Raw genomic sequence first — 24,571 nt, 5'->3', positions numbered from 1 at the left:
GACGGGTCAGGGGGCGATGAACTGCACGCCCGGAATGCGTTGCAGGTTGAAGACGTCTTCGTCGTATAGCTCGGTCAGCTGGTCGACCAGTTCATGGGTCCAGCCGGGCAGGTCCAGCTCTTCCTCGACCGCATCCTCCAGCGCGTATTTGTCGAGAAAGGCGGCGATGACCCGGCGTTTCTGCATCTCGCTCAGTTCGGGGTGTTCGGCCAGATAGGCACGAAACCGCTGCATGCCCTCTTTGGACATGATCTCGGACAGGAGCGAGAAACCGCCCACGATCTTGTTGCCGTGTTCCAGTCCTGCCATGTCGCGGATGATCTGGGCCCAGATCAACGGCGTATCCTCGTTGCACCATAGGGTCAGTTGCACGTTGGGCGCCGCGGCGCGGATGCTTTCGACCATGCCGGACCAGTGCAACTTGTGAAGGTCCATCCCCTCCATCGCCTGGGTCGCGCCCTTGTCGGGCAGGGAACCCAGCACATCGGGCACGAAACTGGCCGGGTTTCGGATCGCCATGAACATCTCGACCTGATCGTAGGCAAAGATGGATTGCAGGTTCGCCATGCGGGTTGCCGCGCGGGGATAGAACATTCCCTTACCCAGGGCCGACCAATGAGAGCCAAAGAAATTGGAATCCGAAAAGATCACCCGGTCGGCCACCTCGCCATCCAGGATCGCCTCCATCAACACTTCGCGTGCCTGTGGTTCGGGTTCGGCCTCGTCCAGCGCGGTCAGCACGTTCTTGAACAGGGCGCGATACTGCGCCGGTCCGGGAACCATGATACCACGTTGAGAGAACGGCTCCTTGTTGCCCAACAGGCATTTGATCAGCCGATCATCGTCGGTGCCATGTGCTCCGGTATGGAATACCACCTGCATCGGTTGCCGGGCTTCCTTTTGAAAAACAAACAGATATTTTCCTGACTACAAGCTCGCAGCTGGCCAGTCAAACGCTTGCCGTGAGGCTGTATTCGGACAATTTCGCCTAGCGGTCGAGATTTCCATCTTGCAGTCGGGCGTGCCTGCGATTAATCGGAAGCTGTTGCCCCTATAGCTCAGCTGGTAGAGCAACTGATTTGTAATCAGTAGGTCCGCGGTTCGAGTCCGTGTGGGGGCACCATCAAAACATACAGAGTTCAACGTGTTGATGGTCGCCCGCGTCGGTGAAGACCTTTGGTTTGTTAGACGCTGCAACAACTCTACAACAATCGGCTTCTTTTTCAGGGGTCTACCGCCGCTGTCGTGCAACGTGATAACGATAGCCCATGAGCAAACGACCACCGAAAATCACAGAACGTGACTACTGGCCGACAATCCTTGAGCGATTGTCGAACTAGGCTCGAAAAGGCATGGCTCCCACGACTGCGCCAGGAGAGATTGCCAAAGAGTTAGGCTGTGAGATGGTCACAGTCTACCACACTATGCAACGTTGTGACGTTCCCAGCTATCCATCAACTGATCGCGCCCGGGCAGAAGCATGGGCTCTCGTGACATTGCTGCGCAATGCACTGCCGGGCAGTGATCGAGATCATGTTCGGCAGGCTCAAGGATTGGCGGCGTGTGGCGACCCGCTATGACCGCTGCCCCGAGGCGTTCCGATCGGCCATCGCCCTCGCGGCGACCGTCATCTATTGGTTATGAAGCCTGACCCTAGGGGCACCTCAGTTTGCCCACAGTAACTGCAACATAGTTCTTCGCCACAGTGTTCCGGGACATGGGTAGGAACTCAGCAACCAATGTTGCCGGGGATTATTGAGCAGGGATACCCCTGAGGCCTGTGCGGGTTTCGATGAATAGCCAATTGTCAGGTGGGAATAAAGTAAAGAGACTGTAGGCGGCTAACTGAAGCAGTAGAGCAGCTAATCCAAGTGCAACCACCGATCTGCGCAGGCTGGTTCGGTTTGCGAGCAACAAAAAAGAAACCAACTGGCCGACGCAAATGGAGAGCATAAATGTACTGATGTCGAGCGCAAGAAGATTGCGCCCCAAGATTGCTGTGTAAGAGGTAAAGATCGCGACAATCAGCGTTGCTGTTATTGCAAGGCTAAAGCCTCTTGCGCTCAGCATCTCCAGCCGGCCCAGATTTGGTGGCAATGGCATGATGCAGGCCCAAAACAATCCTGGCCAAAAGGCCAGCTTCAAGTGCTCCCAAATAGACTCGTTAACTGCAGCCAGTAACGCCAGAGGTTTCCATTCGCCGCACCATGAGAAGGCAAAATGCATCGCCGATCCAAGTAGGATCATGCAAATGGCCCCGGTCAATTCGAGCCAGAAGATGTGCTTTGCCTCGCGCAAATTGCTCAACCTTCAACGAGCGAGTCGGTTACTCACAACACAGTAATTGCCCCACACTGTTTGCCCCACACTTCTTCAACACAGTGTTTTCGGGCACAGTTAAAGACTGAGTGTTTTCATTCGGGTTCAGGTCCCACGGTCAATATCTTGCCATTGCTCCAAACCAGCGCTTCATAGCACACCTCTGCGCCAGCGCCGCCGCACCAGCCTCCGTCACGTCCAATCAGAAGGATACGGTCAGGACCCCAATCAATGAGACGCCAACCTGTTGCCTGCCATGCCATCGTCTCACCGTTCACGATGAGATTAAGCATGCAGCCACCTGTCCCGCAGTAGAGCGACGCGGCGGAAGAGCATGCGTATTGGCTTTCGTCCACAAGTTCCGCGTTCACGGTCCCAAACTGAGAGCGCAGTTCGATCTCAGTTACAGCATCGCCCTGATCAAACTCGCCGTTTTCCGAGCTCTGGCAATCTGCTGCCGCACGGTCGATGAGTTGTTGCGCTTCGGGAGATACCGCCATTGCGGAACCAGCGCTCACAGCAAGCGCCACCAAAGCAGCCAAAACCTTTTGGACCATCTGTCAATTCCTCCCGTTCATTTCAATCAGCTACACGTTGTCTTGCGAGAGCCAAAGCAACCGTAACACACTCTTTGCCCCACAGTGTTTGTGACATGGTTCTACAGCACAGTGTTTGGGAAGACGGTCGATGACAGCGTGACGTGTGGCGACATCGGCAACGGCAGAAATGTTACGATGGGCGGTCATCTGATGGTTTTAGTCAGATGTCTCGGTCGAGCCCAGATGTATGAACCGGCTGCTGTTCGCAAGTGAGGTTTTGCACGTTCTCGAAAGTCGCTGATATGTATTCGGCCTTTGGATCGGTACGCGGGCCGTGGCCTTATTGGGGTTACGCTCGCACCGTAGTCTCATTAGCGGACAGGCCGTTGTAGCCATCTGGGCTCTCAGACTCTGGGAGCGTTTGGTTTCCGTTCCATGCTTTCTCTCGTTCGCGAACGCCTTCGGATCGACATTCAGCGCTTTCTGCCGCGTTTCAAGGGTGTTGGCAGGTGAGCAAACCAAATGCGGACATTCCCGTGCCATCCTCCTTGATTTGAAATTCCTTGTTTCAAAGCCAATACCCGCCTACGCTTTCTTCATACCTACAATTTTTTGCGTCGCGTGTCCGGCTGGCTCACGCCGTCGTGCCGAATTTCATGCGTCTCGGCCGCGCCAGATTTCAAGGACTTACGCTCATGACCGCTCCTCTCCTCTCCGCCGACCTCATCTCCCTGCTGCTGGCCGAGGCGCAGACCTCGCTCCTGTCTTCGCTCAGCTTTGGCCCGGAAGACGATGGCGACGAAGGCAACGAAGGTGATGAGGGCGACGAAGGCAACGAGGGCAACGAGGGTAACGAAGGCGACGAGGGCAACGAAGACGACGAGGACGACGAAAACAACGAGGAGGATGAGGGCGACGAGGGCGACGAGGGCCTCGAGGCGGGCGACGAAGGCGACGAAGGCAACGAGGACAACGAAGGCAACGAGGACAACGAAGGCAACGAAAACGACGAGGACGACGAAGGCAGCGACGACGAAAACGCCGACAGCGGCAACGAGGGCGACGAGAACAACGAGGACGACGAGAACAACGAGGACGACGAAGGCGACGAAGGCGACGAAGGCGACGAGGACAACGAAGGCGACGAGGGCAACGAGGACAACGAGGGCGACGAGGGCGAAGACGTCGATCTCTTCGAGTGACGCCCTTGGGCAGGCGCGGCACGCCGCGCTTGCCCGACCTGAGTGTCTAGTAGACCCTCGGGTGTGAGGGTGGGCCGGTTATCACCGCAAATGCTGTGAATGTCGGGGGGCAGATAGGGAAACCCTGTTTTTGGCCACGGAATCATGCACTCTTGACCCCGTACTCCCTGAGGTCAGGAGCCGTTGTGATGCCCCGGAGCCAGAGACGCCTTGCCACGCGAACTCGGACCTACGAAGCGATGTTCATGTGCAGTCACATGGCGGAACGCTTTTCATTCACACGGCTCGACACCCGAGCATCCGACACATCCCCTGTTCGAAGAGGCCGCCATGACACACGCATCTACGATGCCGTTGATCCTTCGTCGCAGGACCAGATTGCTCTCCGAGTCGAAACCGACCAATTGAAAGACGTCCTTGCCGATGTCGTCGCCAATCACCGACAGGCCAGAAAGGTCTTCGGCTTTACGTGTGCTCATGACTGCTTCTCTTTCTGCTTCGGGTAACCCTCTCAGGTTAACCCACCGGGGGAAGCAGCCGGTTCATCCCATTCGGAGACATGATCCGACGCTAACGCTCGCACTTGCAGCAATGCGAACGCCAAAATTATTAGCCGCGCCGCAGGGAGAAAAGCGGCCATTCGTGACGACCGCAGCGAGTTTCGGGGCATCGATGTCCGAGTTGCGGACAGAGCGGTCATACTGAAATTCTCCGGAGCTGACTCGAATTGTGGTAAGATACGTTCAAGAACAGACGACTTGGGGGAGGAAGCCGTGAAAATCAGACTGCTGAACGAGAACTTGGTTTCTGACATGTGCTGGCTCGCCGAATGGGGATTTTCGGCTTGGATTGACTACAACGATACGAAGATAATCTTTGATACCGGCTGGTCGGACGTGTGGTGCCGGAATGCTGAGACCGCAAAGCTTGACTTGGACACGGCGGATGTAATCGCCCTTTCACATTTTCACAGTGACCATTCCCGGGGCCTGCTGTTCCATCCCTTTTCGCAAAAGAAGAAACTAATCGTCCACCCAAGGGCACTGTTGGCTATGCTGGACCCATTCATCGAGCCGCCTGATCGTCATCTTCCACACAACTATAATGAAATAGAACAGAAGATCCGGTCAGATTTTGAGATCGTGGAGGCCGCGGAACCCGTTGAGTTTGCGCCAGGTGCATTTTTCCTCGGCGAAATCCCACGGGTCGTCCCTTTTGAACGCGGGTATTACTATGAAGATCCTATGCCTGATGACACCGCGCTGGCGTTTCGAACCGAAAACGGGTGCGTAGTTGTAACCGGGTGTTCACATAGCGGGATTTGCAACATCTGCACACACGCCAAGGACGTCACAGGTCAGTCGCTTCATGCCGTCATCGGTGGTTTCCATCTGGTCAATCCCGAGAAGCCCGCAGTGGACGAGACAATTGAATGGTTCAGGTCCGAGAATATTCCGCGATTATTGCCTGTTCATTGTGTTTCCTTCGACATCCAGGCCCGCCTTCAGACGGAATTTGGCTACGACCGCCCTGGCGCAGGTTCGTTGATCGAGTTGTAGACTTCAAGTTTCTGCCTTGGGCTCTTTGCCGCCTTGCGGCGATGCAGCGGGTCGAGGTTTGACCGCGCTCCCAAAGCAGCCATTTCCAGCGCGTAGGTTACAATAACTTTTCAGCAGGTTGGCCTGAAGCGCTGACCTTCGGCGATTGGAAGCGGCTGCTGACCCTAGCGAAATATCTTCTCTCCTGGCCGCGCGAGCTTCGGTTTTGCGCTCCTTGATGGGATCACTGCCGGATCGTGCCATTTTGCGCCACCGGTCTGCCTGTTTGCGTGCTTCGGCGAAAGACAACGCCGGGGCGCCGCCTAATCCTATCTCTCGCCGTCTGCCATGAACGGTAACGCGCAACACCCATTGTGCTCCGCCATCAGGGCGCTTGATCAACCAGAGGCCAGCTCCGTCGCAGTCTTTCCCTGCCGGTAGGGACTTGATGCTCTGGGCTGAAAGCCTATCGATCGCCCGCATTTCATGCCCCCCTCTTTTTCCACCCTTTGATACAGGAACACTATGGATCAAACAAAACGACTTGAGAGGTCAGGTTCTTGAAGATATGGGGGGTGCGGTTGGGTTAAGGTTGCAAAAGATCATAAAAACAAGCTGTTAGCTCCGTGTGGAGGCACCATCCCAGCACAAGATATCAAGTACTTGCCCCGAACCTGCGGGTCGCACACCGATGTTGCCGGGATGCAACCGGCGCGCGGTCATCAGGCGATGGCCCGCGATCGCCCGGCATTGCGACCCGAGAAGATGCAGCCGCCAAGGAACGTGCCCTCGAGCGCGTTGTAGCCGTGATAGCCGCCGCCGCCGAATCCCGCCACCTCTCCGGCGGCAAAGAGGCCCGGCACCACCTGGCCATCGGTACCCAGCATCTGGCCATCCAGATTGGTATGCAACCCGCCCAGCGTCTTGCGGGTCAGCACATGCAGGCGCACCGCGATCAGCGGGCCGTTGGCGGGGTCAAGGAACTTGTGGGGCCTGGCGGTACGGATCAGCCGGTCGCCGCGATAATTGCGCGCGGCGTGGATCGCCATGATCTGCGCGTCCTTGGTGAAGGGGTTGTCCATCTGCGCATCGCGCGCTTCGATCTGGGCGCGCAGGTGATCCTCGTCAATCGCCACCTCGCCCAGCTGGTTCATGCCGCGCACCAGCTCGCTCAGGCTGTGGGCGACAACGAAATCCTCGCCATGCTCCTTGAAGGCCTCGACCGGGGCGGTGGCGGATTTGCCCGACAGGATGCGCTGGCGGATCACCTCGGACCATTTGCCCGAGGTGAAATCGGGGTTCTGCTCGGACCCTGACAGGGCGAATTCCTTCTTGATCACCTTCTGGGTCAGCACGAACCAGCTGTAATCATGGCCGGTCTTCAGGATCTCGCGCAGGGTGGTCAGGGTGTCGAACCCCGGCAGGCAGGGTGGTGCGAGCCGGTTGCCGCGCGCGTCGAACCACATCGACGAGGGGCCGGGCAGGATGCGGATGCCGTGGTCGGGCCAGATCGGATCCCAGTTGCGCACGCCTTCGGTGTAATGCCACATCCGGTCGCCGTTGATCACATGGCCGCCTGCGCGTTCCGAAATCGCGATCATCCGGCCATCAACATGGAACGGCACGCCCGCCACCATGTTCGGCGGCGGTGCGCCCAGCCGGTCGCGTGGCCAGGCCTTGCGCACCAGGTCGAAATTGCCCCCGATCCCGCCCGAGGTGACCAGGATCGAGGGGGCGTAAACCTCGAACTCGCCGATCTCGTCGCGATTGGTCTTTTGCCCGCGTTGGGCGGTGTCCGGGGCCAGTACCTCGCCCGAAACCCCGGTCGCAGCACCGTGCTGCATGATGATATGGCTGACCTGATGGCGAAACCGCAGCTCGATCCGGCCGGCTGCCACGTGGTCCTGCATCCGGCGCAGAAAGTGCTCCAGCACGCCTGGACCGGTGCCCCAGGTGATGTGAAAGCGCGGCACCGAATTGCCATGCCCATCGGCATAGGACCCGCCGCGTTCGGCCCAGCCCACCACCGGGAACCAGCGCAGGCCCATCGTGTGCAGCCAGGGCCGCATCTCGCCAGCGGCGAATTCCACATAGGCCTCGGCCCATTTGCGCGGCCAGGCGTCTTCCGCGCGGTCGAACTGCGCGCTGCCCAGCCAGTCGCGCAGGGCCAGATCGGCGCTGTCGCGGATGCCCATGCGGCGCTGTTCGGGAGTGTCGACCATGAAAAGACCACCCAGCGACCAGAAGGCCTGACCGCCCAGGAAGCTCTCGGGTTCCTGGTCCAGCAGGATCACCCGCTTGCCCCGGTCGCCCAGTTCGGCGGCGGCAACCAGCCCGGCCAGCCCGCTGCCCACGATGATCGCATCGGCGGTATTCGCGCCCATATCCATCCTCCCTTGTCCCGGTTTCAGCCTAGGACGGGGGTGGGGCGGCAGGCAACGGCGCCGTTGGGTCAGCCGTAGCGCTGGGCAAAGCGGCGCAGGATCTCGCCGGGGGCCGTAACCTCGGCCGAATGGCACAGCCTGATCAGCCGCGCGGCATCCTCGGGCGGGAAATAGCCGTGATCCTTGTAGATTTGAATGCGCTGTTCGAAATCATGCGCATCCGCCTCGGGGTGGAACTGGGTGGCATAAACATTCTCGCCCCAGCGGATCATCTGAAAGGGGCAGGGGTCCGAGGCGACCAGATGGGTGCAGCCCGGCGGCAGCGCCTGCACCGCCTCCTTGTGGCCTACATAGGCGTCAAAGACAGGCGGCAGGTCAGCGGTCAGCGGATCGCTCGCGCCGCTTTCGGTCAGCGAGCATGTCGAGGGGCCGACCGGCTCGCCATAGCGCGCCTTGCTGACCGCGCCGCCCAGATGCGCCGCCAGCACGCCCAGCCCATAGCAACACCCCATGAAGGGATGATCGGCACCGGTGATCTGCGGCATCAGCCCCATGATCGCCGCCTCGATCCGCGCCTCGTTCGCGGGCTTGGTGGCCGGATCGTCGCTGACACAGCCGGGGCCGCCACCGACGATGACACCCGCGTAATCGGTTACATCCAACCCCTCGGGCAGGTCTTCGCAATCCAGCCGGATGCGATGCGCCCGCTCGGGCCCGATCCCGCATTTATCGAGGATCGAGGCGAACTCGGCATCGGCTGCATCGGTTTCGGGGCGCAGTTGCAGGATCAGAAAGCGTTTCATGGCGCTTCGTCTAACGTGCGGCGCTCCTCCGGGCAAGCGCGCGCCAACTACAGAGGGCGAAGCGAGGCTCTGCCTCGCGCTCCGGAGTATTTAGGGCGAAATGAAGAGAGCAGGCCCTGATGCTTCTTTCTGGTCCAAAATACTCCGGGGGAGTCGCCCGGAACGGGCGGCGGGGGCAGCGCCCCCTGCCTTGGGCGGGGTCAGAGCGCCGCCATCACCTCGTCGGAGGCTTCGAAATTGGTGGTCACGCGCTGCACGTCGTCGTCGTCTTCCAGCGCATCCACCAGCTTCATCAGCTTTTGCATCGCTTCCAGGTCCAGCTCGGTGGTGGTCGAGGGTTTCCACACCAGCTTGGTCGAATCCGATTCGCCCAGCTCCGCTTCCAGCGCCGTCGATACCTCGTTCAAGTCGGTATCGGCGCACCAGATCACGTGCCCCTCTTCCGAGCTTTCCACGTCTTCGGCGCCCGCCTCGATCGCCGCCATCATCACGGTGTCCGCATCGCCCACCGAGGCCGGATAGACCACCTCGCCCTTGCGTTCGAACATGAAACCCACCGAACCGGTCTCGCCCAGGTTGCCGCCATGCTTGGTGAAGGTCGAGCGCACGTTCGACGCGGTGCGGTTGCGGTTGTCGGTCATCGCCTCGACAATCACCGCCACGCCATTGGGGCCATAGCCCTCATAGCGGATTTCCTCATAAGCATCGCCATCGCCGCCGATCGCCTTTTTGATCGCGCGCTCGATATTGTCCTTGGGCATCGACTGCGACTTGGCCTCCTTGATTGCAAGGCGCAGGCGCGGGTTCTTGTCCGGGTCCGGGTCGCCCATCTTGGCCGCAACCGTGATCTCCTTGGAGAACTTCGAGAACAGCTTTGACCGCGCTGCGTCCTGCCGTCCCTTGCGGTGCTGAATGTTTGCCCATTTGGAATGGCCGGCCATGATGTCCTCGTCGCTGGTTGCTGGTTGGCGCCCATATAGACAAGGAGAAGGGGCGGGATCAAGGGAGCCGGTTGCAGGCCGCGCGGCGCCCTCTATGCTGACGCCATGACGATTGACCAGATCCTGCTTTTCGCCCTTTTCGCCGCCGTCTTTGCCCTGCTGCTCTGGGGGCGGTTCCGCTATGATCTGGTGGCGTTTTCCGCGTTGCTGACCGGGGTCGTGCTGGGGCTGGTCCCGGTCAAGGATGCGTTTTCAGGCTTTGGCCATCCCGCCACCATCGTGGTGGCGCTGGTGCTGGTGGTGTCCGCGGGGCTGGTGCGTTCGGGCGCGGTGTTCCTGATCACCCGCACGCTGGTCGATGCCTCGCGCGGGCTTGGCGCTCATATCGCTCTTATGGGCGGGATCGGCGCGGTGCTCTCGGCCTTCATGAACAACGTGGCGGCGCTGGCGCTCTTGATGCCGGTCGATATCCAGACCGCGCGCAAGGCGGGGCGCGCGGCGGCGCTGACGCTGATGCCCTTGTCCTTTGCCACCATCCTGGGCGGCATGGTCACGCTGATCGGCACGCCGCCCAATATCATCATCGCCTCGATCCGGGCCGAGGCGCTGGGCGAGCCATATCGCATGTTCGATTTCGCCCCTGTTGGCGGCGCGGCGGCGCTGGCTGGTCTGATCTTTGTGGCGCTGATCGGCTGGCGCCTGATCCCGACGCGCGGCGGTGGTGCCGCCGAGGCGGCCGAGGCGCTGGCCGAATATATCGCCGAACTGACGGTGCCAGAAGAGTCGCCCCATATCGGCAAACGCCTGGCAGAACTGGATGCCGAGGCGGAAAAGGCCGACGTGGCGATCCTGGGCCTGATCCGCGACGGCAAGCGCCGCTATGGCCGCGCCGCCAACACCATCCTGGCCGCTGGCGATACGCTGGTGATCGAGGCCACGCCCGAGGCGCTGGACGAGTTTCGCGCCGCGCTCAGCCTCGATTTCTCGGACAAGGAGCGGCAGCAGGCGCTGACGGCCGCGGGTGAGGGGCTGGACGTGCTCGAGGTGGTGGTGACCGACGGTGCCCGCATCGCCGGGCGCACCGCGCAGGGGCTGGGCCTCAGCTGGCGGCAGAACACGGTGCTGATGGGCATCTCGCGTCAGGGCACCCGGATCACCCAGCACATTCGCCGGACCGAGGTGCAGCCGGGCGATATCCTGCTTCTGCTCTGCCCGCGCGACCGGGGGCCGGATGTGACCGAGTGGCTGGGCTGCCTGCCACTGGCCACGCGGGGTCTGAGCGTGACGGCCAATGACAAGACATGGGTGGCCATCGGCCTGTTTGGCGCGGCGGTGCTGGCGGCCTCGGTCGGGCTTCTCTACCTGCCGGTGGCGCTGGGGCTGGTGGTGGTGGCCTATGTGCTGACCGGCATCCTGCCGATTGCCGAGCTATACGACCATATCGAATGGCCGGTGGTGGTGCTTTTGGGCTCGATGATCCCGCTGGGCGCTGCGCTCGAGGCCTCGGGCGGGACCCAGCTGATCGCGGGCGGGCTCGTGACACTGACCGAGGGCTGGCCGGCCTGGGCGATCCTGACGGTGCTGATGGTGGTGACGATGACGCTGTCGGATGTGCTCAACAACACCGCGACGACCATTGTTGCCGCACCGGTGGGCATCCAGATGGCCAATGCGCTGGGCGTCTCGCCCGACCCGTTCCTGATGGCGGTGGCCGTGGCGGCCTCGGCGGCGTTCCTGACCCCGATCGGACACAAGAACAATACGCTGATCCTCGGTCCGGGTGGCTATCATTTCGGCGATTACTGGCGGATGGGTCTGCCGCTCGAGATACTGATCGTGGCGGTCACCATCCCGGCCATCCTGCTGTTCTGGCCGATGTGACCGGATCGGGAGCTGGTGACGGAAAATAGCAAATTTTCCGACCCGTTTTCCGTGCCGGAAAACGGCACCGCTACTCGGCGAAGCTGGCGATCTCACTCAGCGGCTTCTTGATCTTGGCTACCTCGGGCACGGTCGCGTCCTCTGCCGGGTGACCCACCGCGATGATCATCGTGGGTTTCTCGGAGGCGGGCCGCCCCAGCGCGTCGTTGAGGAACCGCATCGGGTTGGGCGTATGGGTCAGTGCGCACAGCCCCGCATGATGCAGTGCCGCCAGCAGGAATCCGGTGGCGATATTCACGCTCTCGGGCACGTAATAGTTCTTGTAGCGGGTGCCATCGTCGAACTGGCCCCAGCGCTGGGCAAAGACCACGATCAACCAGGGCGCGTCCGTCAGATGCTCTTTCACCGCATTGGTTCCGATCGGCTCCAGCGCCTTGATCCACTCATCTCCCGCGCCGCCCGCGTAGAACCGCCGCTCCTCCTCCTCGGCCTCCTCCCGGATCCGCGCCTTCAACTCCTGATCGGCCACCGCTACGAAATGCCAGGGTTGGTGATTGGCGCCCGAAGGTGCGGTGCCCGCCGTTCGCAGGCACGACTCGATCACCGCGCGCGGCACCGGCCGGTTCGAGTAATTGCGTACCGTGTGGCGCCGACGCATGGTGTCGTGAAATGCCTCTGCCGCCGCCAGCATCTGGGCATCGGTCAATTCGGTCCGGTCGGGAAGCGGAATGGCGCGATAGCTGAGTTGGGTGCGGGTAAACATGGTTTCTCCTTGTCCGGCACTTCTTTATCCGGTGCGCTCAACCAGGGATCAAGCCCAGGCTTGCGGCCTGTCGGACCGCGCGGGTGAGTGGGGCAAGCGCAGGCGTCAATACCCGGCTTACCTGCCAGGACAGCGGTACATCCAGCGGCTGGTGAGGGATTAGCGGTACCAGGTCGCCGTGGTCGATATGCTTTCGGACCAACGCGCGCGGGTTCATTCCCCATCCCATAGCTGCCAGCGCGGCATCGACGAAGCCCTGCGAGGAGGGAAGGAAATGCGTAGGGGGTGCCAGTTGCATCCCGGTCTGCGCTCCGATCCAGCGCTGTTGCAATTGGTCCTTGGCATTGAATGTCAGGCAGGGCGCGAGAGACAGCGCCTCGGGTGTGACCCCGCCCGCGAACCACTGTTTCATGAAGCTAGGGCTGGCCGTCGCGATATAGCGCAGCGCGCCTAACGGATGAGCGTCGCAGCCCGGAATCGGTCTGCCGTGGGCTGTGATCGCTGCGCTGACCTCGCCGCGCCGCAGCCATTCGGCGGAATGGTCCTGATCGTCGATAACCAGATCGAACAACACGCCCTTGACGCCAAACATCGCCTCCAGAAACCAGGTTGCCAGGCTGTCCGCATTGACCGCGATCCGGACCCTTACCGGCCCGGCACCCTGGTCGAGGGCAAGGTCGCGGCTCACTTGCGCCTCCAGCAAACCCACATCCTCGGCATGTCGCGCCAGCCGCAGACCGGCGGCTGTGCCCGTTGCGGGTGGACCGCGATGGATCAGCACCAGGCCCACTTTCTCCTCGAGCGCGCGAATGCGCTGGGACACTGCCGATGGTGTGACCGAGAGCGCTCCGGCGGCGGCCTCGAAACTGCCCAGCCGCAGGATGGCGGCCAGTGCGGCAAGCTGTTGCGGGTCGAACTGCATTAGAGTTCCTAATTCAGGCTAACAATCTTTAACTGGAGTAAACCTGCGCCGCTCTCTAGTCAAACCTGGCAACCTCACGGGAATCCGCCCCATGTCCTCTGCCATTGTCGCCGGCTTTGCCCTTGGTTTCGGCCTGATCCTTGCTATCGGGGCGCAGAACGCCTTTGTCCTGCGGCAGGGGCTGCGGCGTCAGCATGTCTTTGCTGTCTGCATGACCTGTGCGCTGTCGGACGCGGTGCTGATCACCGCGGGCGTGGCCGGGTTCGGAGGGCTGGCCACGGCCGTGCCCTGGTTCGAGCCGCTGATGCGCTATGGCGGGGCGGCTTTCCTGATCTGGTACGGTGCGCGCAGCCTGTTTGCGGCACTGACCAAGACCGAGGCGCTGATGACCGGCGACGATGCCCGCAGCGGCGGAGGAGCCGCCCTGCGCCCGGTGCTGCTGACAGTGTTGGCCTTCACCTGGCTCAACCCGCATGTCTATCTGGATACCGTTGTGCTGATCGGCTCGATCTCGGCGCAATATGGCGACAGGCTCGGCTTTGGGCTTGGCGCTGTTCTGGCCAGTTTCACCTTCTTCTTCTCGCTTGGTTACGGGGCACGTCTACTCGCGCCGGTCTTTGCACGCCCCCGCGCCTGGCAGGTGCTTGACACGGTGATCGCCCTGACCATGTGGACCATCGCGGCCAAGCTGCTGCTGATGTGACCGGGCAATCGCGGGTGGTTCGCATGTGAAGGGTTGCCCCGGCGCAGGAATGGGTGTTCAACCCTGATATGCCTCTGCCCGAGACCCCAGACTCCCGTCCGCTGGCTGGCATCCTCTGGATGCTGGCGGCGGGACTGTCCTTTGTGGTGATGACCGCGCTGGTCAAGTCGATGGGGCAGGGCATGCACCCGATCCAGTCGGCCTTTCTGCGCTATCTGCTGGGCATCGTCTTTGTGCTGCCCGCGCTGCGCAGCCTGCTGGCGGCGCGGCTGACCCGGCGCCACTGGACCATGTTCGGCCTGCGCGGGGCCATCCATGCGGTGGGGGTGATGCTGTGGTTCTTTGCCATGACCCGCATCCCGCTGGCCGAGGTCACCGCGATGAACTATCTCACCCCGGTCTATGTCAGTCTCGGCGCGGCCCTGTTCCTGGGCGAGACGCTGGCGGCACGAAGGATCACCGCCATCTTCGTGGCGCTGATCGGCGCCGCGATCATCCTGCGTCCCGGTTTTCGAGAGATCTCGCCGGGCCATCTGGCGATGCTCGGGACCACGCTGACGCTGGGCGGCTCCTATCTGCTGGCCAAGGCGGCGGTCGAGGATCTCAGCCCAGCCGTGGTGGTGGCGCATCTGTCGATCTGGGTCACGGTAGCGATGATCCCCTTTGCGGTGGCGGTCTGGCAGACCCCAAGCTGGCAACAGCTGGGGGTGCTGTTCGCCATAGCCAGTTTTGCCACTGCCGGGCATTACTTCATGACCCTCGCACTCAAGGCGGCGCCGGTGGCGGTGACCCAGCCGGTTACCTTCCTGCAACTGATCTGGGCCACCTTGCTGGGCGCGCTGGTCTTTGGCGAGGGGGTAGATATCTGGGTGGTTGCGGGTGGCACTTTAATCCTCGCTTCGGTCAGTTTCATCACCTGGCGCGAGGCGGTGCTGAAACGACGCCCGATCACCCCGCCCAGCATCGCGCCCAAGCTTTGAGCCGCTTGCGCGGTTGCCCGACAATTGCATTGGCTCGGGCGCGAAAGAAGGAGGGCGCATGAAACGCGCGATTGCCATTCTTTGCCTGTTGCTGGCGCCCGGAACGGCGCAGGCTGGGCTGGAGATCTGCAACGACACGCCGGTTGTGCAATCGGTGGCGCTCGCCTTTCGTGGCGGCGAGGACTGGGTCAGCCAGGGTTGGTATGTGTTCGCACCGGATCAATGCCAGACCGTGCTGGAGGGCGATCTGACCAATCGCTATTATTACGTGACCGCGCTGGCCGAGGGGTGGGTGTTTGACCACCATGACATCGCCTTTTGCGTCAAGCAGGGTGTCTTTGACATTGTCGGCGCCGAACACTGTCGGGAACGCGGCCTTATCACCAACTTGTTTCGCGAGGTTGATACCGGCCCCACGGCGAATGGTTTCCGGTTAGAGCTGTCACCTCTGGTTCGACTTGCCGATGATTGATTGACGCGTCAATAAAAACTCCCTAGCGTTTTCTGGAATCCATTGGCGCTGAGGAGAGGGCATGCCGAAAATCGGAATGGAACCGATCAGGCGCGACGCGATCGTCAAGGCGACGATAGCAGAACTGGGCGTGCAGAAAAGCCTCGATGTCACCGTCAGCCAGATCGCCCGCCGGGCGGGCATGTCGAGCGCGCTGGCGCATCACTATTTCGGTGGCAAGGACCAGATCTTTCTGGCCGCCATGCGTCATATCCTGACCGAATTCGGTGATGAGGCGCGGGCCGAGATGAAGGCCAGCACGCCAGCCGACCGGCCGCAAGCCATTGTGCGGGCCTGTTTCGCGCATTCCTGTTTCACCCCGGATGTGATTGCGGCTTGGATGACCTTTTACGTGTTGTCGCAGACCAACGCTGACGCGTTGCGCCTGTGGCGAATCTATCAGTCGCGGCTGTATTCCAATCTGGTCCATGCCCTGCGCCCTGTGGTGCGCAATCCGGGGGAGGTTGCCAGTGATATCCGGGCGCTGATCGACGGGCTCTACATCCAGGCCGCGCTGGGCGCACCCGGAGAGCCCGACCTTGCCTGCGCCCATGCTTTGCGTGTTCTTGAGACCCTGATCGAGGCTGGTAGATGACCCAACCCAATATCCTGATCCTGATGGTGGATCAGCTCAACGGTACCCTCTTTCCCGATGGTCCCGCCGACTGGCTGCATGCGCCCAACCTGAAACGGCTGGCGGCGCGCTCGACCCGGTTTGCCAATGCCTATACCGCCAGCCCGCTCTGCGCGCCGGGGCGGGCCAGTTTCATGTCCGGCCAGTTGCCGTCGCGCACCGGGGTCTATGACAACGCCGCCGAGTTCCGCAGCGATATCCCGACCTATGCCCATCACCTGCGCCGCGCGGGCTATTACACCTGCCTGTCGGGCAAGATGCATTTCGTCGGCCCCGACCAGCTGCACGGGTTCGAGGAGCGGCTGACCACCGATATCTATCCGGCTGATTTCGGCTGGACGCCCGATTATCGCAAGCCGGGCGAGCGCATCGACTGGTGGTATCACAACATGGGATCCGTCACCGGCGCGGGCGTCGCCGAGATCACCAACCAGATGGAATATGACGACGAGGTCGCCTATCACGCCAAGGCCAAGCTTTACGATCTGGCGCGCGGCAAGGACGGCCGCCCCTGGTGCGTCACCGTCAGCTTCACCCATCCGCATGACCCCTATGTGGCGCGGCGCAAATACTGGGACCTCTACGAGGATTGCGAGCACCTGCTGCCAGAGGTGGGCGATCTGGGCTATGACAATCACGACCCGCATGCCAAGCGCATCTTCGATGCCAATGACCGGCGCAATTTCAACATCACCGAAGAGGATATCCGCAAGTCGCGCCGGGCCTATTTCGCCAATATCTCCTATCTCGACGACAAGCTGGGCGAGATCCTCGAGGTGCTGGAAACCACCCGGCAAGAGGCGATCATCCTCTTTGTCTCGGATCATGGCGACATGCTGGGCGAACGCGGGCTGTGGTTCAAGATGAACTTCTACGAAGGCTCCGCCCGGGTGCCGCTGATGGTGGCCGCGCCGGGCATGGCACCGGGCCGCATCGACACGCCGGTTTCGACCATCGACGTGACCCCGACGCTGGGCGAACTGGCCGGTGTGGACATGGCCGAAATCGCGCCCTGGACCGATGGCACCAGCCTAGTGTCGCTAGCCAACGGCACCGAGCGTACCGCGCCGGTGCTGATGGAATACGCCGCCGAGGCCTCTTATGCGCCGCTGGTTTCGATGCGGTACGGCAAATGGAAGTACAACCGCTGCGCGCTTGACCCCGACCAGCTCTTCGATCTGGACGCTGACCCGCATGAGATGACCAACCTCGCCGATCACCCCGACCATCAGGGCACGGTACAGAGCCTGCGCGCCAAATCCCAGGCCCGTTGGGACCTTGACCGCTTCGATGCCGAAGTGCGCGCCAGCCAGGCCCGCCGCTGGGTGGTCTACGAGGCGCTGCGCCAGGGCGGGTATTACCCCTGGGACTACCAGCCGCTGCAAAAGGCCTCGGAACGCTATATGCGCAACCACATGAACCTGGATAATCTGGAGGAAAGCCAGAGGTTCCCGAGGGGGGAGTAGCCTTATCCCTCAACGATATCGGGCCACGGCCACAGTGGCGGTGGCTCCGATCTCTCGACGCCCTGCCAAGCGGTTTTTCATAGGCAAGACGGTTCTCTTCGGGCATGCATTTCGGGTCCTGATCGGCTAGACTTTTGTCCCCAAAAGGGGGAGGTCATGACCACATCAGAACACATCGCCGCGTTGACCGCGCTTGTCGAAACCTACGTGATGGCGATGACCCGTGGCGACCGGCCCGCGCTGGAGCGGATATTCTTCGACCGGGCCAGCGAGGTTGGCCATTACGAAGGAGAGCTGCTCTGGAATTCCCGTGACGCTTTCATCGCCATGTGCGAGGACGCGGCTGACGCGGTAACCGATCCGTTCTGGGCGATCAGCTCAGTTTCGGTGCAGGGGGACATCGCGATGGTCCATGTCGAAAACGACTGGGCCGGCATGCGCTTTGACGATTTCCTTACGCTGCTGTTGCACGATGGCAGTTGGCGCATCGTGTCGAAAATCTATCGCATCCGCTGAATGACCCGGATTGCCGGACCTCACCCGTTCAGCAAAGCCTCGACCTCGGCCACGCTTGCCGCACCCTTCAGCAGGGTGAAATCGCCGCGCTCCAGCATGGCGCGGGTGCCGTCCAGAAGGATCTGTTGCGTCACCCGGGCCAGGCCGCCGCCAATCGAGATCCGGGCAACCCCCAGCGCGCCCATCTGTTCAGTCGTCAGATCCCGCGTTTCCCCCGCCGCCAGCAGGTTGACCGGCGTCCCGGTGGCCACCAGCGCCCGGGTGGTATCGGCATCGACAAGCGGCGCATAGATCACATCCGCACCCGCCCGGGCAAAGGCTAGGCACCGGCGCAAGGCCTCGGCCTGATCATAGTTTCGCATCAGCCAGCCATCCGCGCGCGCCGTCAGCACGATGCCCGCCGCGCGGGCGGCGGCCACCGCCGCCTCGATCCGGGCCAGGGCGAGGTCGAAGGGGTACGATCCCTTGGACGGCATTTCGGTATCCTCGACCGAAACCCCGGCCAGCCCCGCCTCCGCCGCCAGACGTACCGTCTCGGCCACGGTGTCGGGGCTGTCGCCGAACCCGTTCTCGAAATCGCCATTCACCGGCACATCGACGGCGGCGCAGATATCGGCGGCATGCTGAAGCGCGACCTCGCGCTTGATCTGCCCGCCATCCGCCAGACCCAGGGTAAAGCCATGTCCGGACGATGTCGTCGCCAGCGCTCGCGCGCCCAAACCGGCCATGACCTTGGCCGACCCTACATCCCACGGATTCGGCATCACCAGAGGATCACCCGGAACGTGCAGGTCCCGAAAACGCTTGGTCAATTCATCGCGGCGCATGATGGCACTCCTCATTGATCTGGCGGCCCGATGAGCATATCGGCCTCGGGCGCAAAAGGAACGGCAATCCTGCGATGACGCGCGCGCCTGTCACCGCCGGTCCAGCAACAGTTCCGTCAAGGCCCGCGCATCGGCCCGCGCCATCGCCGCATCCGGTGCCGCCCCCCCCTGCGCCGCTTCGATCCAGATGCCGTCCATATAGGCTTGGATGCTGCTCTGGACCCATCCGCGTGTGGCTTCGGGCAGTAGTGCACGCAATTCGTGCCGCAGGTTCGAGGCGACCCGCGCCCGGTTGATCCGGTGCAGCCGCGACAGGCTGCTGGTATAGGGTGCGTTGGCCCAGAATTGCACCCAGACCGAACATTGGGCGGGCGTGAACAGCGTATCGTCGAAATTGGCCTCGACAATGGCCAGCAGCCGCTGGCGCGGTGTTCGTGCCTCGGCCAGTCGGGTCAGCAATGCCGTGTGCAGGATCGACAGAAGACGGCGCATCGTTTCCTCCATCAGCCGGTCCTTGGACCCGAAGTAATAGTTGATCGACGCCGCCGAAGCCCCGGCCTCGCCCGCGATCTCGGCCATGGTGACCGAGCCGAATCCCCTGTGATGCAACGACCGGATCGCAGCGGCGACCAACTCGTCATTGCGGATGTCCCGAATGCGTTTGCGTCTCATGTGGCCATATTGGTCAATCGGCCAAAGGGTTCAAGTTTAAAGGATTATCGAAAAACCTGAATGGCAATACAAGTTTTGGTTCTTTTGGTCAGGTTATTGTGCTAATTTCCCGCATCATTCGACCCGGCCCCGAGGAGAGGGCGGGCGTGACCCCAGGGAGGGACCATGATCCTGAATTCGATCTTGAGCTTTGGGCTGCTGCTGACCTTTGGTCTGGTGGCCTTTTGCGTCATCAAATGGCGTGATGTAGACTGTATCGGCCCGACGCCGGTGCATCTGTTCACCTTCATTGCGATCCTGTTCACATCCGGTCTGGATGTCGGTTTGATCATGTTCCCGCTCGCTGAATTCGGCAGTTATGCCGACGATCCGGCCTATGCCTTTGCCAACCCTCTGGCGATTGAGTTCGGGTTCTGGGGCTTTCTGATCTGGGCCTTCTATTTCCTGACCGCCTTCTATTTTTGCGTCATCGAACCGCGCGTCGGCTTTTTCGAGATCCCGCTGGTGAAGCTGATCAACAACATCGTCATCATCGGCACCTGCGCCTTTACCGCCAGCCTGTTCCTGATCTACCTGCCCGGCTACATTCCCGAGATCGGCGATGGCGAGACGGTGGTGCCCGCCTTCTACGTCATCGTGTTCCTGACCATTCTGGCAGCGGCTTATTCCTCTACCGATCTGAAATATGTGCGCGTGCTCTCGGTCGGCTCGACCTTTCTGTTCCTGGCGCTGATCCTGGGCATGTGGGCAGCGGCGGGCATGGGGCTGGGCGGGGTCGGCCAGAACCTTGGCCTGCTCGGCGCCTATTTCGGCAACCTGCAGGAATTCGTTCTGCCGCTGACCGATTACCACGCCTTCTACCTGTTCTGGTGGTTCGCATGGTCGATCATGATCGGTCAGTTCACCTCGCGCTTTGTCGGCGGGCTGAAGACCTGGCAGTTGCTGATCGCGCTCCTGGTCTTTCCCTCGATCCCCTTGGCGATCTGGTTCTCGGTTCTCTATTTCTATCACGAGAACGGGATCAGCACCGCCGGGCTGACCAATGTCGCGATGATCGTGGTGGGTATCACCTTTGTCATCAACTCGCTCGACTCTCTGATCCGGCTTTACACCGACAACCTGTCGATCACGGTCGAGCGGCTGGGCCGTCCGGTCTATATCGCGGGCAATGTCGGTGTGCTGTTCGCGCTGACCCTGCTGTTCCAGAGCCAGTGGCTCCAGATCCAGTGGGTCGGCTCGATCGTGATCGGCCTGTACCTGGCCTGCGTCCTGTTCATTGCGCTGCGTCACCGCGGCACGGTGATGGCGATCAGGACATCTCCCGAAGACCGCGCGCTCGATTTCCACAAGGTTGAGAGCGTGCACTGACACAACCGGACCCGGCCCTTGTTGGCCGGGGTCCCCCTTTGGCGTGCGCAAGGCGACGCCGGCAGCAAGGAAAGACAGACGGATGGAAGCGGATTTTGTCATCGTGGGGGCCGGCAGCGCGGGCTGCGCCATGGCCTACAGGCTCAGCGGGGCGGGGGCCTCGGTGCTGGTGATCGAACATGGCGGCACCGATGCCGGGCCGTTCATCCAGATGCCCGCCGCGCTCAGCTATCCGATGAACATGTCGCGTTACGACTGGGGTTATCTGTCCGAGCCCGAGCCGCATCTGAACAACCGCCGCCTGGCTTGCCCGCGCGGCAAGGTGATCGGCGGGTCCTCCTCGATCAACGGCATGGTCTATGTGCGCGGCCATGCGATGGATTTCGACACCTGGGCCGAGATGGGCGCCGATGGCTGGGCCTATGCTGACGTGCTGCCCTATTACAAGCGGATGGAGACCTGGCACGATGGCGGCCATGGTGGCGATGCCAACTGGCGTGGCACCGACGGGCCGCTGCATGTGACCCGAGGCCCGCGCACCAACCCGCTGTTCAAGGCCTTTGTCGATGCGGGTAAGCAAGCCGGGTACGAGGTCACTGGCGACTATAACGGCGAGAAGCAAGAGGGCTTTGGCCCGATGGAGCAGACCGTCTGGAAGGGGCGTCGCTGGTCCGCGGCCAATGCCTATCTGAAACCGGCGCTCAAGCGCGAGAATTGCGATATCCTGCGCGGGCTGGCGGCCCGTGTGGTGATGGAAGAGGGGCGCGCCACCGGGGTCGAGATCATCCGGGGCGGTAAGGCCGAGGTGATCCGCGCGCGGCGCGAGGTGATCATCGCGGCCTCGTCGATCAACTCGCCGAAACTGCTGATGCTGTCGGGCATCGGCCCTGCGGCGCATCTGGCCGAACATGGCATCGCGGTCGTGGCCGACCGCCCCGGCGTGGGGGCCAATCTGCAGGACCATCTGGAGCTTTACATCCAGCAGGCCGCGATCCAGCCGGTGACGCTCTACAAGTACTGGAACCTGTTGGGCAAGGCGGCCATCGGCGCACAATGGCTGTTCACCAAGACCGGTCTGGGCGCCTCGAACCAGTTCGAAAGCGCCGCTTTCATCCGTTCGCAGCCCGGCGTGCCCTATCCGGATATCCAGTACCATTTCCTGCCTATCGCGGTGCGCTATGACGGGCAGGCCGCCGCCGAGGGCCATGGCTTCCAGGCCCATGTGGGGCCGATGCGCTCGCCCTCGCGCGGGGCGGTCACGCTGCGCTCGAACCAGCCCGAGGACGCTCCGGTGATCCGCTTCAACTACATGAGCCATGAGAAAGACTGGGCCGACTTCCGAACTTGTATCCGGCTGACGCGCGAGATCTTTGGCCAGGACGCGTTCAAACCCTATGCCGGAAAAGAGATCCAGCCGGGCGCGGCGGTGCAGAGCGACGAGGACCTCAACGCATTTATCGCCGAACATGCCGAAAGCGCCTATCACCCCTGCGGCACCTGCCGCATGGGCCGGGCAGATGACCCGAACGCGGTGGTGGACGGGCAAGGCCGGGTGATCGGGGTCGAGGGGCTGCGTGTGGCCGACAGCTCGATCTTTCCGCAGATCACAAATGGCAACCTCAATGCGCCCTCGATCATGGTGGGCGAGAAGATTTCGGACCACATCCTGGGCCGCGCCCCCCTGCCGCGCGCCAATGACATCCCCTGGATCAACCCCCGCTGGGAGGCGTCGCAACGCTGAGGCGGGGGCAGAGATTTTTCGTCGAAAAATCTCTCCTGCCGCACCCGATTTGATCCCTGTCAATGTCGGCCTTGTGGCGGGCGTCTAGCCTCTGGGTTGACATTGAAAAGGAGCGAACGGATGTCCCATACCCCGCATGAACTGGCCGAGGAATTTCCCGAAAAGGTCGATCTGATGAGCCAGCTCAAGCAGACGGATGCGCATTTTTCCAAACTGGCGGACGAGTATCACGAGATCAACCGGGCTGTGCACCGGGCCGAAACCAACGTGGAACCTATGGAGGAACTGGCCGAGGTCGAGTTGCGCAAGAAGCGTGCGGCGCTGAAGGATGAGATCTGGGGCATCCTGTCCAAGGCCTGACCCAAAGGGACGGGGGCTCTGCCCCCGTTGCCTGTCGGCGACTCCCCCGGAGTATTTTCAGCGAAATGAAGATCAGTTGACCTCGTAGGGCAGGGTGCCACGATGGTCGCTGTCGATGGTCAGGCGCCGCTCGAGCGGCGGGACCGAGCGCTGGTGGCAAGTCTTGCGCTCGCAGATGCGGCAGGAAATGCCGATCGGCTCATAGGCGCTGGCGTTGCTGACATCGAGATTATCGGCATAGACCAGCTGATCGGCATGGCGTACCTCGCAGCCGAGCCCGATCGCATAGCGCCGCACCGGTGCCCCGAAGGATCCCCCTGTCTTGGACACGTCGCGGGCCAACGAGATATACCGGACGCCGTCAGGCGTTTCCGCCAGTTGTCGCAGGAAATGGCCGGGGGTTTCAAAGGCGCGATGCACGTTCCAGAGCGGGCAGGCGCCGCCAAAGCGGGCGAATTGCAGCCGCGTGGCCGAGTGGCGTTTGGTGATCGTGCCCGCCTGATCGACCCGAACAAAGAAGAACGGGATACCCTTGGCACCTGGTCTTTGCAGGGTCGAGAGGCGGTGCGCCACCTGCTCGATCGAGGCGCCGAAGCGGGTGCTGAGCCGCTCCAGATCATGGCGGGTCTGCTGGGCAGTCTCCAAAAAAATGCCATAAGGCATCAGCGCGGCACCGGCGAAGTAATTGGCCAACCCGATCTTGGCAATGGCGCGCGCCTCTTCGCTGTGGAAACGGGCGAAATCGAGCGTTGCCTCGAGCAGCGAGTTCTGGCTCAGCAGCGCCACCTGCAACAGCAGTTGAAACACTTGGGTCTGCGGCGCGCTGCGGGTGGACAGCCGCAGCAGGCGCGTTGCGGGATCGTATTGGCGCAGCGCCTCGATATCGGCCAGCTCGACCGTGATACCGCGATCGGTCAGCGCGGCCAGCGCCGCGCCGCGCACACCGTCGGTCTGGGCCCGGGCCGCGAACCGCTCTGCCGCGTGATCGACCGCGTCGATATAGTTGTCGCAATAATGGAAGAAGTCGCGCACTTCCTCCCAGGGGCTGGCCTGGATGCGGGCATCCTCGCGCCCCAGCGCCTCATCCAGCGAGGCCAGCCGCTCATGGGTCTGCCGGTATGTGCGGTGCAGCTCGATAAAGGCGCGCGCGAGTGCCGGTGCGTTCGACGCGGTCAGGCGCAGATCGGCGAGCGGCGGCATCGCGTCGGCGAAAATCGGGTCGGCCAGCGCCTCGCGCATGTCACTGACCAGCCGCTCGCTGTCGCCGGTGCTGAGCTCGGTCACGTCCAGCCCGAATTCCTGCGCCAGTGCCAGCACCACCGAGGTCGAGACCGGGCGGTTGTTGTTCTCCATCTGGTTCAGATAGGGCAGCGACACGCCCAGCTTGGCGGCAAAATCCTTTTGCGTCAGCGACAGGCGGTTGCGGATCTCGCGCAGCTTGGCGCCGGCATAGAGTTTCTGGGTGGCCATCGGATGCCGACTCTTTGCAAATTTACCTAGA

Annotated in this window: 26 protein-coding genes and 1 tRNA gene; 14 read left to right on the top strand and 13 right to left on the bottom strand. The window is 62.0% G+C overall.

Translation table 11 applies throughout. The annotated features are described in order from the left end of the window. Positions 1–6 precede the first annotated feature (6 nt). A complete protein-coding gene (locus AC2FNA_RS05345) occupies positions 7–882 on the bottom strand; it encodes a hypothetical protein (RefSeq protein ID WP_496825024.1) in 876 nt (291 codons plus the stop codon). Between the two features lie 165 nt (positions 883–1,047). Here AC2FNA_RS05345 and AC2FNA_RS05340 point away from each other — a divergent pair. Together AC2FNA_RS05340 and AC2FNA_RS05335 are read left to right on the top strand one after the other, a co-directional pair. Continuing rightward, a tRNA-Thr gene (locus tag AC2FNA_RS05340) sits at positions 1,048–1,123 on the top strand. 383 nt (positions 1,124–1,506) lie between these two features. Further along, complete coding sequence (locus AC2FNA_RS05335; RefSeq protein WP_496825023.1) at positions 1,507–1,644, top strand: transposase; 138 nt, start codon at positions 1,507–1,509, stop codon at positions 1,642–1,644. A gap of 108 nt (positions 1,645–1,752) precedes the next feature. On the opposite strand, the gene AC2FNA_RS05330 is transcribed toward AC2FNA_RS05335, so the two are convergent. Continuing rightward, positions 1,753–2,265, bottom strand: a complete 513-nt coding sequence (locus AC2FNA_RS05330) for a DUF6512 family protein (RefSeq protein ID WP_496825045.1) — start codon at positions 2,263–2,265, stop codon at positions 1,753–1,755. Between the two features lie 149 nt (positions 2,266–2,414). Further along, positions 2,415–2,876 (bottom strand): hypothetical protein, encoded by a 462-nt coding sequence (locus tag AC2FNA_RS05325; protein WP_496825022.1) that lies wholly within the window; start codon positions 2,874–2,876, stop codon positions 2,415–2,417. Positions 2,877–3,553: 677 nt separating this feature from the next. Between AC2FNA_RS05325 and AC2FNA_RS05320 the strand changes: the two genes are divergently transcribed. Further along, positions 3,554–4,060 (top strand): hypothetical protein, encoded by a 507-nt coding sequence (locus AC2FNA_RS05320; protein WP_496825021.1) that lies wholly within the window; start codon positions 3,554–3,556, stop codon positions 4,058–4,060. A gap of 272 nt (positions 4,061–4,332) precedes the next feature. On the opposite strand, the gene AC2FNA_RS05315 is transcribed toward AC2FNA_RS05320, so the two are convergent. Further along, positions 4,333–4,539, bottom strand: coding sequence for a hypothetical protein (locus tag AC2FNA_RS05315; protein ID WP_496825020.1), 207 nt, complete (start codon positions 4,537–4,539; stop codon positions 4,333–4,335). Positions 4,540–4,833: 294 nt separating this feature from the next. On the opposite strand from AC2FNA_RS05315, the gene AC2FNA_RS05310 reads away from it, so the two are divergent. Beyond that, the gene (locus tag AC2FNA_RS05310) at positions 4,834–5,619 is read left to right on the top strand and encodes an MBL fold metallo-hydrolase (RefSeq protein WP_496825019.1); all 786 of its coding nucleotides are present in this window, start codon (positions 4,834–4,836) and stop codon (positions 5,617–5,619) included. Between the two features lie 3 nt (positions 5,620–5,622). Here the strand turns inward: AC2FNA_RS05310 and AC2FNA_RS05305 are convergent, their stop codons facing one another. The 4 genes from AC2FNA_RS05305 to AC2FNA_RS05290 form a co-directional block, all read right to left on the bottom strand. Then, on the bottom strand, positions 5,623–6,081 hold the full coding sequence (locus AC2FNA_RS05305; RefSeq protein WP_496825018.1) for an Arm DNA-binding domain-containing protein: 459 nt from the start codon (positions 6,079–6,081) through the stop codon (positions 5,623–5,625). Positions 6,082–6,320: 239 nt separating this feature from the next. Next, positions 6,321–7,982 carry an FAD-binding dehydrogenase gene (locus tag AC2FNA_RS05300; RefSeq protein WP_496825017.1) on the bottom strand — a complete coding sequence of 554 codons (1,662 nt, stop codon included), beginning with the start codon at positions 7,980–7,982 and terminating at the stop codon, positions 6,321–6,323. 68 nt (positions 7,983–8,050) lie between these two features. Beyond that, complete coding sequence (locus AC2FNA_RS05295) at positions 8,051–8,785, bottom strand: glutamine amidotransferase (protein WP_496825016.1); 735 nt, start codon at positions 8,783–8,785, stop codon at positions 8,051–8,053. Between the two features lie 200 nt (positions 8,786–8,985). Next, positions 8,986–9,726: a YebC/PmpR family DNA-binding transcriptional regulator gene (locus AC2FNA_RS05290; RefSeq protein WP_011046819.1), complete on the bottom strand. Its 741-nt coding sequence runs from the start codon at positions 9,724–9,726 to the stop codon at positions 8,986–8,988. 105 nt (positions 9,727–9,831) lie between these two features. Here AC2FNA_RS05290 and AC2FNA_RS05285 point away from each other — a divergent pair, with 105 nt between their 5' ends. Next, positions 9,832–11,607, top strand: coding sequence for an SLC13 family permease (locus AC2FNA_RS05285; RefSeq protein ID WP_496825015.1), 1,776 nt, complete (start codon positions 9,832–9,834; stop codon positions 11,605–11,607). Between the two features lie 70 nt (positions 11,608–11,677). Here the strand turns inward: AC2FNA_RS05285 and AC2FNA_RS05280 are convergent, their stop codons facing one another. Together AC2FNA_RS05280 and AC2FNA_RS05275 are read right to left on the bottom strand one after the other, a co-directional pair. Beyond that, on the bottom strand, positions 11,678–12,370 hold the full coding sequence (locus tag AC2FNA_RS05280) for a nitroreductase family protein (protein ID WP_496825014.1): 693 nt from the start codon (positions 12,368–12,370) through the stop codon (positions 11,678–11,680). Positions 12,371–12,407: 37 nt separating this feature from the next. Further along, positions 12,408–13,292 carry a LysR family transcriptional regulator ArgP gene (locus AC2FNA_RS05275; protein WP_496825013.1) on the bottom strand — a complete coding sequence of 295 codons (885 nt, stop codon included), beginning with the start codon at positions 13,290–13,292 and terminating at the stop codon, positions 12,408–12,410. A 91-nt stretch (positions 13,293–13,383) separates the two neighbouring features. Between AC2FNA_RS05275 and AC2FNA_RS05270 the strand changes: the two genes are divergently transcribed. The 6 genes from AC2FNA_RS05270 (at position 13,384) to AC2FNA_RS05245 (ending at position 18,102) form a co-directional block, all read left to right on the top strand. Further along, positions 13,384–13,995, top strand: coding sequence for a LysE/ArgO family amino acid transporter (locus AC2FNA_RS05270; protein WP_496825012.1), 612 nt, complete (start codon positions 13,384–13,386; stop codon positions 13,993–13,995). Positions 13,996–14,063: 68 nt separating this feature from the next. Continuing rightward, positions 14,064–14,975 (top strand): DMT family transporter, encoded by a 912-nt coding sequence (locus AC2FNA_RS05265; RefSeq protein WP_234137570.1) that lies wholly within the window; start codon positions 14,064–14,066, stop codon positions 14,973–14,975. Positions 14,976–15,033: 58 nt separating this feature from the next. Next, entirely contained in the window at positions 15,034–15,447 is a 414-nt protein-coding gene (locus tag AC2FNA_RS05260) for a DUF1036 domain-containing protein (protein ID WP_496825011.1), read from the top strand. A 61-nt stretch (positions 15,448–15,508) separates the two neighbouring features. Further along, positions 15,509–16,081 carry a choline-binding transcriptional repressor BetI gene (gene betI / locus AC2FNA_RS05255; protein WP_496825010.1) on the top strand — a complete coding sequence of 191 codons (573 nt, stop codon included), beginning with the start codon at positions 15,509–15,511 and terminating at the stop codon, positions 16,079–16,081. Further along, the gene (betC, locus tag AC2FNA_RS05250) at positions 16,078–17,586 is read left to right on the top strand and encodes a choline-sulfatase (protein WP_496825009.1); all 1,509 of its coding nucleotides are present in this window, start codon (positions 16,078–16,080) and stop codon (positions 17,584–17,586) included. Before betI (AC2FNA_RS05255) ends, betC begins: the two co-directional genes overlap by 4 nt. Before the next feature lie 156 nt (positions 17,587–17,742). Next, positions 17,743–18,102 carry a nuclear transport factor 2 family protein gene (locus tag AC2FNA_RS05245; protein WP_496825008.1) on the top strand — a complete coding sequence of 120 codons (360 nt, stop codon included), beginning with the start codon at positions 17,743–17,745 and terminating at the stop codon, positions 18,100–18,102. 20 nt (positions 18,103–18,122) lie between these two features. On the opposite strand, the gene AC2FNA_RS05240 is transcribed toward AC2FNA_RS05245, so the two are convergent. Both AC2FNA_RS05240 and betI (AC2FNA_RS05235) read right to left on the bottom strand, forming a co-directional pair. Next, positions 18,123–18,929, bottom strand: coding sequence for an isocitrate lyase/PEP mutase family protein (locus AC2FNA_RS05240; protein ID WP_496825007.1), 807 nt, complete (start codon positions 18,927–18,929; stop codon positions 18,123–18,125). Positions 18,930–19,019: 90 nt separating this feature from the next. Then, complete coding sequence (gene betI / locus AC2FNA_RS05235; protein ID WP_496825006.1) at positions 19,020–19,601, bottom strand: choline-binding transcriptional repressor BetI; 582 nt, start codon at positions 19,599–19,601, stop codon at positions 19,020–19,022. Between the two features lie 165 nt (positions 19,602–19,766). Between betI (AC2FNA_RS05235) and AC2FNA_RS05230 the strand changes: the two genes are divergently transcribed. The 3 genes from AC2FNA_RS05230 to AC2FNA_RS05220 all read left to right on the top strand — a co-directional run bounded on the left by AC2FNA_RS05230 (position 19,767) and on the right by AC2FNA_RS05220 (position 23,070). Further along, positions 19,767–20,969, top strand: coding sequence for a BCCT family transporter (locus AC2FNA_RS05230; RefSeq protein WP_496825005.1), 1,203 nt, complete (start codon positions 19,767–19,769; stop codon positions 20,967–20,969). An 82-nt stretch (positions 20,970–21,051) separates the two neighbouring features. Beyond that, positions 21,052–22,710 carry a choline dehydrogenase gene (gene betA / locus AC2FNA_RS05225; protein ID WP_496825004.1) on the top strand — a complete coding sequence of 553 codons (1,659 nt, stop codon included), beginning with the start codon at positions 21,052–21,054 and terminating at the stop codon, positions 22,708–22,710. Positions 22,711–22,830: 120 nt separating this feature from the next. Continuing rightward, positions 22,831–23,070 (top strand): HP1242/YdcH family protein, encoded by a 240-nt coding sequence (locus tag AC2FNA_RS05220; RefSeq protein WP_234137578.1) that lies wholly within the window; start codon positions 22,831–22,833, stop codon positions 23,068–23,070. Positions 23,071–23,142: 72 nt separating this feature from the next. Here the strand turns inward: AC2FNA_RS05220 and AC2FNA_RS05215 are convergent, their stop codons facing one another. Beyond that, positions 23,143–24,540 (bottom strand): helix-turn-helix domain-containing protein, encoded by a 1,398-nt coding sequence (locus AC2FNA_RS05215; protein ID WP_496825003.1) that lies wholly within the window; start codon positions 24,538–24,540, stop codon positions 23,143–23,145. Positions 24,541–24,571 lie beyond the last annotated feature (31 nt).

This window comes from Ruegeria sp. YKSD163, assembly GCF_059612905.1.
This window is presented reverse-complemented; position numbering and strand designations above follow the sequence as displayed.